Annotated in this window: 7 protein-coding genes, 1 tRNA gene and 1 pseudogene; 8 read left to right on the forward strand and 1 reads right to left on the reverse strand. The window is 56.7% G+C overall.

What is annotated here, in order from left to right; translation table 11 throughout:
• Positions 1-51 precede the first annotated feature (51 nt).
• A complete protein-coding gene (locus CEY09_RS26030) occupies positions 52-1389 on the reverse strand; it encodes a DKNYY domain-containing protein (RefSeq protein WP_234818402.1) in 1338 nt (445 codons plus the stop codon).
• Between the two features lie 228 nt (positions 1390-1617).
• Between CEY09_RS26030 and CEY09_RS26035 the strand changes: the two genes are divergently transcribed.
• The 8 genes and pseudogenes from CEY09_RS26035 to CEY09_RS26070 all read left to right on the forward strand — a co-directional run.
• On the forward strand, positions 1618-3006 hold the full coding sequence (locus CEY09_RS26035; RefSeq protein WP_088590823.1) for a nucleobase:cation symporter-2 family protein: 1389 nt from the start codon (positions 1618-1620) through the stop codon (positions 3004-3006).
• A 163-nt stretch (positions 3007-3169) separates the two neighbouring features.
• A tRNA-Leu gene (locus CEY09_RS26040) sits at positions 3170-3254 on the forward strand.
• Between the two features lie 278 nt (positions 3255-3532).
• On the forward strand, positions 3533-4150 hold the full coding sequence (locus CEY09_RS26045; RefSeq protein ID WP_088590824.1) for a nucleotidyltransferase domain-containing protein: 618 nt from the start codon (positions 3533-3535) through the stop codon (positions 4148-4150).
• Positions 4134-4586 carry a hypothetical protein gene (locus CEY09_RS26050; protein WP_088590825.1) on the forward strand — a complete coding sequence of 151 codons (453 nt, stop codon included), beginning with the start codon at positions 4134-4136 and terminating at the stop codon, positions 4584-4586. Before CEY09_RS26045 ends, CEY09_RS26050 begins: the two co-directional genes overlap by 17 nt.
• 1022 nt (positions 4587-5608) lie before the next feature.
• Positions 5609-5842 (forward strand): antitoxin VbhA family protein, encoded by a 234-nt coding sequence (locus CEY09_RS32755; RefSeq protein WP_088590826.1) that lies wholly within the window; start codon positions 5609-5611, stop codon positions 5840-5842.
• A gap of 152 nt (positions 5843-5994) precedes the next feature.
• Positions 5995-8967, forward strand: coding sequence for a TrlF family AAA-like ATPase (locus CEY09_RS26060; RefSeq protein WP_088590827.1), 2973 nt, complete (start codon positions 5995-5997; stop codon positions 8965-8967).
• Positions 8968-9363: 396 nt separating this feature from the next.
• The gene (locus tag CEY09_RS26065) at positions 9364-10602 is read left to right on the forward strand and encodes a hypothetical protein (protein ID WP_088590828.1); all 1239 of its coding nucleotides are present in this window, start codon (positions 9364-9366) and stop codon (positions 10600-10602) included.
• An 88-nt stretch (positions 10603-10690) separates the two neighbouring features.
• A pseudogene (locus CEY09_RS26070) lies at positions 10691-10867 on the forward strand (MarR family transcriptional regulator); the annotation flags it as partial.
• Between the last annotated feature and the right edge of the window lie 119 nt (positions 10868-10986).

Here is a 10986-nt window from a genome sequence, read left to right on the forward strand (position 1 = left end):
ATCCCGGAAACCCTACTGTTGTGGGGGCTATCGGGCACTTTTCAAGACGGGTCAAAACCACGACAGGAACCCTCGATACCGGACCTTCGCCTCCAGCACCTCGTCGCTGGCCGGCGCCGCCAGCTTTCCGGCCCGGATCAGTTTGCGGATATCGTCCATCCGGATATTCAACGTCTGTTGCGAGCGCAGCAGGAAATCCGCCGTTTCGCGATCCATGATCCGGTAAATGGGGCTGAAGACCAGTTGGCTGCTGCCCGTCTGATCCAGGTAATAGCGCTGATCGCCGTTCTGCCAGACCGAACCGAACTGGTGATACACGTCGCCCAGCTTTTTCCATTCGCCGCCAGGTGCGTCCTTCAAGCGCTTGATCAGCGTCGAGCGTGAAATCAACCCGCCGCCGCCCCGGGAAGAACTCCAGGATTCCGCCCCCTTCAAAAACAGCACCTGCTTGCCGTCCGAAAACACAAAAGGCGACAGCGCCGTAAACCCGCCGGAGGCGAACGGATCATCGCCCGCCCGCTCCATACGCCGCTTTTGGACGTTATGGAAATAAATGCCGTCGCGGCCGGCAAACAGCGCCTGGTTCACGTGCTGCCCGTCCTCACTAAGCAGCCGGTACGGCGCATGTGCCGCATCAAAGGCGTGGGTGCCCACGTACACCATGCCGTCGCGCGGGTCATAGAGATAGGGCTCGCGATCCAGGTCCCCGACCATGAACGCACGCAGCCCGGGATCGTCCGACAGGGGCAGCAACGCTTCATGGAAATAGACCCGGCGTCCGTCGCCAAAGAAATCGTCGCTTAGCAGCTCCCTGCCGTCACGGGACGCGGGCAACCGCCGCAACGTATCCGGATTGGCTTGCGGCACTTCATTGCCACGGTAGAACACCTTTGCCCCATCGGTCGCCAGGTCACGGTCCAGCAGCGCCCGATAAGGCTGCGCGCTGGCGGGCAGGGCTTTGAAGGGATACAGGTAATTCTGCGGCTTGGCGCCACGCCCCAACCCGAAGAGGATCGTCTGCCAGACCTCTTGGACCGGGCTTAAGTCGGGGTTCACCACCGAGAACAGCGAGCAGTAATAGGTCGTCAACCCATCCCCGAAATAGCTGTTCCCCAGGTATTGCGCGGACGCCGGCGACATGCCCGGCAGGATCTTGTTGCCGCAATACACGTGACGGGCGTCTTTTGCCGCTTGGCGGCCGTCGTAGACCGGCGTGTCGAAGGGCTTGAAACTTGCCGGGTCCGCCTCGTCCATCCGGTAATAGCCGTTGCTGGGCACGGCGGCGTAGACGACGTCCTGATAACGCTTGTAGATACTGGCCCGATACGATTCGCCCTGATCGGCCGCGGCGAACGGATCATCGTCAAGCTCGAATATCAGCAGGGACATTGGCAAACCGGCGATGACCAAAGCCAAGACAATCCCGATCCATCTAGTGCGTTTCTGCATCAATATCCGGCCCTGCGGGCCCTCGGCGACATTCGGTTGGCGGCCCGAAATTCTAGCAAGCAGGCGTGCCCCCAACGCCGGGCCCATGCCGCCCTCGGGCGGGCCGGGGCCTTCCCCGCTAAAATCCCGCACTTTCCCCTCCTACCCCCACCTGGCCGGCCTCCCGCCATGCAACCCGCCTCCCTCTCCCAACCCGCCCCCCATAGCGCCACCGACGACGCGCCCAGCCATGACCTGGGTTACGGCCCCGACGATCGCCCCGCGCCTCCCGTCGCCTTCGTCGCCGCGCTTCAGCACCTGCTGGCCATCCTGGTCCCCATCGTCACCCCTGGTCTCTTGATCTGCCAGGCGCTGGGCGTCAGCAGCCGCGACACCACGCTGATCGTGTCGATGTCGCTGGTCATCTCCGGCATCGCCACCTACGTGCAGTGCAAGCGCTTCGGCCCGCTGGGCGCAGGCCTGCTCATCGTGCAGGGCACCAGCTTCAACTTCGTCGGACCGCTGATCGCGGGCGGCTCGGTCATGGTCAAGCAGGGCACCCCGGTCGAAGCCGTCATGGCCGCGATCTTCGGCGTCGTCATCGCTGGCTCCTTCGTCGAGATGGGCATCAGCCGCATCCTGCCCTTCGTCAAACGCCTGATCACCCCGCTCGTCACCGGCATCGTGGTGCTGCTGATCGGCCTGACGCTGATCAAAGTCGGTCTGATCAGCATGGGCGGCGGCTTCGGCGCCATGGCCAACGGCACCTTCGCCAGCGCAGAAAACCTGACGCTGTCGGGCCTGGTGCTGGGCACCATCATCCTGCTGAACCGCGTGCCGGTCGTCTGGATCCGCAGCACCGCGCTCGTCCTGGCGTTGGCCGTCGGCTACATCGCCGCCGCCTCCATGGGCCGCCTGGACTTCACCGGCGCCCGCGAAGCCGCGCTCTTCCAGATCCCCGTGCCGCTGCATTTCGGCCTGGGTTTCTCGTGGGCGCTGTTCGTGCCGATGCTGATCATCTACCTGGTCACGTCCCTGGAAGCCATCGGCGACGTCACCGCCACCAGCAAGGTGTCCAAGCAGCCCGTCGAAGGCCCGCTGTGGATGCAGCGCATCAAGGGCGGCGTGCTCGTCAACGGCGCGAACTCGCTCCTGGCCGGCGTGTTCAACACCTTCCCCAGCTCGGTCTTCGCGCAGAACAACGGCGTGATCCAGCTGACCGGCATCGCCAGCCGCCACGTCGGCGTCTGGATCGCCGGCATGCTGATCCTGCTGGGCCTGTTCCCGGGCGTGGCGGGCGTGCTGCAAGCCGTGCCGGAACCCGTCCTGGGCGGCGCCGCCATGGTCATGTTCGGCGCCGTGGCCGCCTCCGGCATCAACATCCTGGCCGGCATCCACCTGGACCGCCGCGCCCTGCTGATCATCGCCGTATCCCTGGCTCTGGGTCTGGGCGTGTCGCAAGTGCCGGAAATCCTGTCGCACCTGCCGCATGCGGTCAAAAGCGTGCTGGAGTCGGGCGTGGCCACCGGTGGCATTTGTGCCCTGGTGATGAACTGGTTCCTGCCCGAAAAGAAGTAAGTATTGGAAGGGGCCGATCCGGGTTGCCGCCTGCGGGCAGCGCCCGAATCGGCCCCGTCGGACGGCCTCGATTCCGGTCCGCCTGACAATTTACGAAAGTCCGCATATAATCGCTGTCTTCGTTCTCCCGCAGCCGTCATCTGGACGTGTTCGCGACCCCCTTGCCCGGGTGGTGAAATTGGTAGACGCAGGGGACTCAAAATCCCCCGCCGCAAGGCGTGCCGGTTCGATTCCGGCCCCGGGCACCATCAAGCTCTCAAGCATCCGCCGGTTTTTTTACACGACCGCGCAACGTACAACGCTCAACATTTACCGCAGCATACGTTCCGCCTCTCGCTGGCTAGCGATGTCGTGAACGGCAGGTTCGTTTGATGCGTCGAGAATGCACTACCGAAGACTCCAAAGCCTCTGCACAAGCAGAGGCTTTTTTCGTTGATGCGTTCAGCGCGGGGCAAAGCAGGTCGAACGTTCGACTACTCGTGCATGGCCGCCCAAAAAACCCAATTTGGGTATAATTACACCCATTATGGGTATATCGACCGAAGCCCCCCTGACGCGTAGCGGTCTGGCCGACGCGCTTTTTCCTGGCACCAAACAACGAGTGCTGGGGTTGCTGTTCGGCCAGCCGCATCGCAGCTTCTACGCCACAGAAATAATCGGCCTAGTCGCCAGCGGATCCGGATCCGTGCAACGCGAGTTGGCCAACTTGGCACAGACCGGCTTGGTAACGGTGAAGGCGGTTGGCAATCAGAAGCACTACCAAGCCAATCCCGACTCACCCATCTTCGCGGAACTATGCGCGATCGTGCAAAAGACGGTCGGCTTGGCCGAACCGCTACGCGACGCGCTTGCCCCCTTGGCTCCGAAAATCATGGCGGCATTCGTCTATGGCTCGATTGCCAAAAATACCGACACCGCCCGCAGCGACATAGATCTGATGCTGCTTAGTGACGACATCAGCTACGGCGATGTATTCGCAGCACTAGAAGACGTGGGGAATAAGCTCAGCCGTCCGGTCAACCCGACCATCCTCACACGCAAGGAATTCGCAAAGCGCTTGGAGGCCCACGAATCTTTCCTGACTCGCGTGTTGGCGCAACCCAAGATCTGGATCCTAGGAGGCGACGATGACCTCCCCACTTGAAAAACTGAGTGGCCCGGGAAAATCGCTGAAGGCCGAGCTCCCCGATATCAAGGAATTTGAAGGCCTGAAACGCTCTGGACATGCAAGACTGCGCGACGCCTGCAACGTGTCCCTTTCGATCGAGAGCCGCTTCGACTTGGCTTACAACGCCGCCCATGCTCTATGCCTGGCAGCGCTGCGCAGAAGCGGTTATCGCTGCACCAATCGCTATCTTGTGTTTCAGCTTTTACCGCACACACTCGGACTCGGGCCGGAGGTGTGGCGCGTTCTGTCGAAATGCCATGACATTCGCAATCTAGGCGAGTACGAGGGCGATCTAAATGTGGATGAGCGTATCGTCACTGACCTAGTGGCGGCATGCCACGCTGTTGCGGCGAAAGTTGATGCGCTGTTGCCTATAGACGCAGAGAATGCCAGCGACACTCCAATGAGGTGATGGACGCTTGAGATGCCTTACATGCCGTCGTCGTTAGGCGACGTCCAGTTTCAACGACACCGTGCTCACCTTCAGACGCCCGCCGTGCGCATTGTCGGGTAGGTCCTACCGGCATTCGCTCTTTGGCGTCATTATCTCCGTCGCTATGGAAAGTAAGCATGCGTTCCTTGAGGCCGCTGCGGGGATGACTGCCTATCTGCGGCGAACGGATGTTGGATTTAAATCTGACCGTCTGACTTTGTAGTCAGACACCATTGTTCAACCACATGATTGCGGGCAACACCATGTGGAACCCAGCCTATCGGCAACACGTCTTGCAGAATATGGGCAAGAACTGGGGACCGGCAACGGGCGGCTCCGTCAACGGTAAGTGATGTGCATGTTGCGTCCGCATCGGCCTCGCCCTCAGCGAGGCCTTTTCATTTATGGCCGCACATATCCGCGCTACGCTTGGGTAACCCCTTCGGTTGCATCCCGCGTCCGTTCTTGCCGGACTGGCCGCGGGGGCAGGCCCAGCGGCTTCGCCTTGTTCCTCCCCCGCCGACAGGCTGCATGGCTTCCAGAGGCATCAAGGGTGAAGGCTTCGCCCGGGATCCTCACCCGTTCCCTGCGCTGCGCTTCGGGCTGCGGCTTCCGGTCCCGCCCTTGACGCCTCTTCCGGCCAAACGGCGTCAGTAGCGGTGCTATCAAGCGGATGACGGGTCAAGGGGTTGGTGCGGCCCGCAGCCCACAGGGCGAGGACACGGCCCCTTAACGCGGCAGGAGCGCCCCACGCTATGCCCGGAGGCAGGAGGTCCGGGCCAAAGGCCCACACCCCCTGCTCCCGAGGCTCCCGCCGGCGAGGGTGGAGAGTCCAGAGAGGCAAAGCCTCTTTGGAAACTATGGCTAGTACGCAGCCGATATTGGCGTCCATAGCAGGCAAAACAAGACAATTTCAGCGCACCAACTCTGTGGCTGCGCGTACCTAAACCAGATTACCCATACTTCTTGTAAGATCGAGTTACCTACGGCAAGGAGACACCATGGCTGGCAAGGGTAAATGCAGGCAACAGCCCCACAAAACTATATCGGATACCGAACGCAGCCGCCGGCAATCGGCAGTTAACTATGCGCGGGCCTCCGTCGGTCTGGAAGGTTTCTCGCTCAGTGAAGCAGATGAGGCCCACGCTCAGCGTTTCGTCGATGGTCATATAAGCCTGCAAGAGTTTGTGCAGCCGCGCGCTGACGCATTAGCGCTCCCAAAGTCTTCGTCATGACGAAGAAATTTAGGGTTTGGGGACTAGCGCAGGATAGGCTGTCGCCGGTTTTTGTAATGCGCTGTCTGTAGAACCTGCACCAAACAACCTCCAGCACGCCGATAGATATATAACGCTTTGGATACGCTCGATACTTTCAACGGGAGTAATAAGTGAACAAGAATGAGATTAAGGCCTCAGCCTTTCCGATAGGTTCGCAATGGCGACGTTGGGACCTACATGTCCACACTCCGGAAAGCAAGTTAGGCGCCTCATTTGTTGGAGTATCTTGGGAAGACTATATATCCAGCTTAGAAAAGGCTTCCGAAGAGCAAGAAATAGCTGTAATTGGTATCACCGACTACATGTCAATAGACGGGTATGAAAAAATTTTTGCGGCCAGAAATTGCGCAGAAAACCCACGCCTATCTTCCGTGGAACTAATTCTACCCAATATCGAGTTTCGAGCCATGCCCGCAACAAGAGACGGCAAAGCTCTAAACATACACATACTGATTGACCCTTCAGCCCCCGACCACATAGCAAGAATCAAGCGTGCCCTAAGAAATCTAAAAGTTACGTATACGACAGCAGAAGGACAACACGCTTACGGGTGTATGCGTGAAGATCTGATAAGTTTTGCTAAAGCACAGAATCCCGCCATTAAAGACGATGAAGAGGCTTATAAATTTGGAATTCAGCAATTTAAGCCCTCCTACGAAAAGATTATTGAATGGCTCAAGGCAGAGGGCTGGCTACGAAGCAACTGCCTTGTGGGCATTGCCAACGGAAAAGATGGTATCAGCGGGCTGCCAGTTGACGGGTTCTCCGCCATTCGAGACGAACTGCTGAAACACGCTGACTTTATCTTCTCAGGAAACCCAAACGACAGGACTTATTATTTGGGAAAAAAAGTTGGGGCAGATGCAGAAGAAATAATTCGGATGTACAAAGGGCTGAAGCCATGTCTTCACGGCTCCGACGCTCACGAAATCAAAAAAATGTTCAAGCCGGATGACGATCGTCATTGCTGGATTAAGTCAGATCCTACATTCGAAGGATTACGACAGGTTTTATGGGAACCTGACTCCCGTGTGAATATAGGCGCAGGAAAGCCTCAACTCTCTGACTCCAGCCGTATTATTGAAGAAATCCGGATTACACAATCCAACGGATGGTTTGCAGAGACCTCTATCAAACTAAACCCTGGTTTAGTCACTGTGATTGGCGAGAAAGGTGCAGGAAAAACTGCGATAGCCGATTTAATTGCTTTCGCTTCGGGGGTTCCTGTGGATATAAAGTCGCAATCGTCTTTTATATCAAAAGGAAGGCTTCACCTGACTGGAGTCAAGGTCGAGTTGATATGGGGTTCTGGCACAAAAACGATGGGCGAGCTTACAGATAAGCCCTACCAAACCCCTAAACCCTTAGTTCGGTATCTTTCACAGGATTTTGTAGAACGTCTTTGCTCTGTAGATCATCAAGGTAGTGAACTGCAAGAAGCAATCGAAGAGGTCGTGTTCTCTCATCTGGATGAGGTACACAAGGAAGACTACTCTACGTTTGAAGAACTTCGAGCTGCCCGGGAGTCGGCCTCACAAGCCCGCCAAGATAATTTTCGGGGCCAGATTTTTTCGCTCCATCGCGAGATAGAAAGATTACATACCCATATTGAACAACGTCCATCGAAGGTAGCAACTCGCGATCAGACAAGTCAACAAATTGAGGAAATGAAGAAACAACTGCCATCAATTGTTGAGGCGGCTGATGGCGAAGCATTAAAGCGGCTTGATGATGAACAAAAAGGCTTGAAAGCAGTAGAACTAGAATTATCCAAGAAAAGCAGAGCCAAGCGCAGTGTGGAGGATTTCTTAAGGTCTTATTCAGAGTTAAAAGAAAACACAGATAGACAGTTGAGAGACCTGATCGAATCATCGCAATTCAAAGCGGTCATATCAGACGACCAAGCGTCTAGGCTCAAGCCAAGTTGGGATGACTCAATTGAAGCTGAACTAACCGCTTTGTCAGATAAAATAGAAAAAGAAATATCTGTTTTGCGTGGAGGAGCGGAGTCCACCACACCGGACGGCAACAGTATATTTGATATAACAGCGAGAATAGGACTGCTTCAAGAGTCTCTCAGCAAGGATGAGACCAATCGAAAACGCCTCTTGGATTTGCAGAAGCAGATTTCCACACAGGAAGCCACGGTAAAAAGGCTGACAAGAGAAATAGAAGAAATTGACGATAAAACTGCCAAACTTCTTGTGCAGCGTTGTCAAGAGAGAACTCAACTTTATCTGAAGTACTTTGAGGCGCTCACAGAAGATGAGAAAGGCCTTCAAGAACTGTATGCACCGATGAAGCAACAACTTGATAGCCTTGGCGCAGAGATGAAATTCGAACTTTCTGCCGGCTATAGAATTGATCATTCAAGCTGGCTAGAGAAAGCAAGTCGTTTTTTCGATGGTCGGCGACCCGCATCTTCCGCAAAAAAAGATGCTATTGAAAAATTTGTTATTGATACATTATCTCCTGCATGGGGAAGCGGAGATCAAACTAAAATTGAAAGCGCCATGGCGGCATTCTCAGACATTGTTTCTCCAATTGAGTTCATGGAGAAACATGCCTCACCGAGTTTGAAGCTTATAGACCTTCTGGACTGGATGTATTCGACCGATCACGTCGGAACGACCTACAAGATCAGGTACGGCGGCACATCCCTAGAGCACCTGTCACCTGGAACCCGAGGAATCGCGCTACTTGTTCTATATTTGCTCATGGATGAAGATGACAGACGCCCATTGATCATTGATCAACCTGAGGGAAATCTCGACAATTCGTCTATCTATTCGCAGCTTGTTCCATATATCCGCACCGCCAAGGAAAAGAGACAGATAGTGCTGGTAACACACAATCCAAATTTGGTTGTTGCTACGGATGCAGAACAGATCATTGTTGCACTGGCCGACAGAGTCTCCACGCAGGCGTACCCAAACATAAGCTACATTGCTGGTTCGTTGGAGCACAATGAGGCAGACTCATCTGCAAAGGGAATACGGCAGGCGGTGTGCACGCTTCTCGAGGGTGGTGATAGAGCATTTAAGGAACGCGAAGGGCGGTACTCAATCCGAGAATGGGCTTAGCCAGTTTTTAACGTGAGATTATTCGCTCCTTCTTGCTAGCTAGCCGAGCTACTGTACCGAAATTTCGGTACAGTACAGGTACAGCGACCAGTTTTCATCAATGCAGCCAGAATACGCTAACCTACTGATTTTAAACTAGTTTTGCCTGTTTCAACCTACGCTAGAATTCGCCGCATTTCCCTGTAGAAACACTGTAAACCACCGACTCAAAATCCCCCGCCGCAAGGCGGGCCGGTTCGATTCCGGCCCCGGGCACCATCAAATAGCTTGCAGCACGCACGTCGCTGGAAGCCGTCGCAGTCCACTCCCCGCCTCGGGGACATCCTTATCGTCGTGTCAGGTACAGTTCCAGTACCGTAATGTGGCGCATGCCCCAGACATTCCGCACCCCGCGCGATGACGACAAAAACCTACCGGCACTACCTCTTCGGCATCATTATCTCGATCGCGTTGGCGGGCTGGCTTGCCGCGCTTGGCATCATCGCCGTGGCCTCCCCGAACCTGGGCTGGGGCATCGTGGCCCTGATCACGGCGGCGATCTGGGTGGGGGGGCCGCTTGCGATCGTGCTGGTGATCACCTGGTTCGCCTACATGGCTCGCGACCGCGGGCAGGTGCCGGGTCGCGTCCATGCGCTGCTCTTCCTGCCGACCTTGGCGGCCCTGATGATTTATCCCATCAGCGAATCCATCGAGCAGGGAAAGTACGATTCGTTCAGCGCCGCCCATCCGCCCATTGCCGAAACGCATATCAACCTGAGTGGCAAGGACCTGTGGATCGACACCAAGCCCTACGCCAGCACCTGGTCGGGCGCGGGTCCGGACATGCCGCTTGCGGCCAGCGAACCCGCGCGTTTCGCGGCCTTTACCCGCTACCCCAACCCGCAATCGAACCCCAGCGCGTTTCCCTATACGGGCGCGCGCTTGAACGACAACCTGGAGCGCTACACCTATCGTGTCGCGTCCGGCGAAACGGGCGCTTCACTACCAATGACCCGTCTGCCCTACCCCGACGTATCGCCGTTCTTTCCGATCCTTGGCAAGAAGGAAGCGACGATGCTCAGATATCTCTATTTCCACTATCCCGATCATGTGGAAGTTGCACCCGCGCTGCAACGCCTGGCGGGCATGACTGAGCAGCAGCTGGACGGCAAGAAGCTGAAAGGGCTGGTGTTGTTCAAGGCCCAGAACTACACGCCGAACGGGATTGCTCGGCTAGAAATCAATGGGCGAACGCTGGACGTCGGCGACCGCGCACTCGCTTCGGTGGCGCCGCTACCCGCAACCTGCCACGACTTCGCGTATCCGGTGGGCGGAGCGTTCCTGGATCTGGACCAACCGCTGACCGTGCGTTGGCAGACGGTTGATGCGCCGCAGACCTGGCAGAGGGCAACCTTGCAAGTTCCGGCCTTCCAGCAGCCTCGGCCTATGGACGGGGAATCGACGCTGCTGCGTGTCCAGCTTTATTTCCTGCCGGATGGTAGCGTCGAGGGCGAACGTTTTGTCGAGGTCCGGCAGTCTCGCAATCAACTGGCCATACGCGCGACAGGCGTCCCGACGCGGGCGGCCGCTTATGCCGGCTGCGGCGGCGCATTCAGTGCGTTCAATCCGCAAACGGTGAAGCTGCTGGCGGACTAACTTTCGGTTCAAACGAAACCCACCGCCGCTCAAACCGTGTACCGTTGACAAAAGTCATGATATTCACCGCAGCACTTCAGATAGGCTTATGCGCAATATGAAAGGCAAGTCCTCGTCCACCAAGGATGGCTATTTGTTTTCTGATCAGATAGGTCACCTGCTGCGGCGGGTCTATCAGCGGCATACCGCCCTATTCCAGCAATACATACCGGACTCCCAACTCACCGCCGCGCAGTTCGTCGTGCTGTGTTCGGTGCGGGACAATCGTAAGCTCCCCCTTCAGGTAGACACCAACCGGTAGAATTTCGGAGCCTCCCTGAGTCGGAGATTCCCTTGAAGAAAAGCAGATTTACCGAGAGCCAGATCGTTTCTGTGCTGAAGGAA

Origin of the sequence: Achromobacter marplatensis (assembly GCF_002209535.1) — a bacterium.
Classification (GTDB): Bacteria; Pseudomonadota; Gammaproteobacteria; order Burkholderiales; family Burkholderiaceae_B; genus Achromobacter; species Achromobacter marplatensis.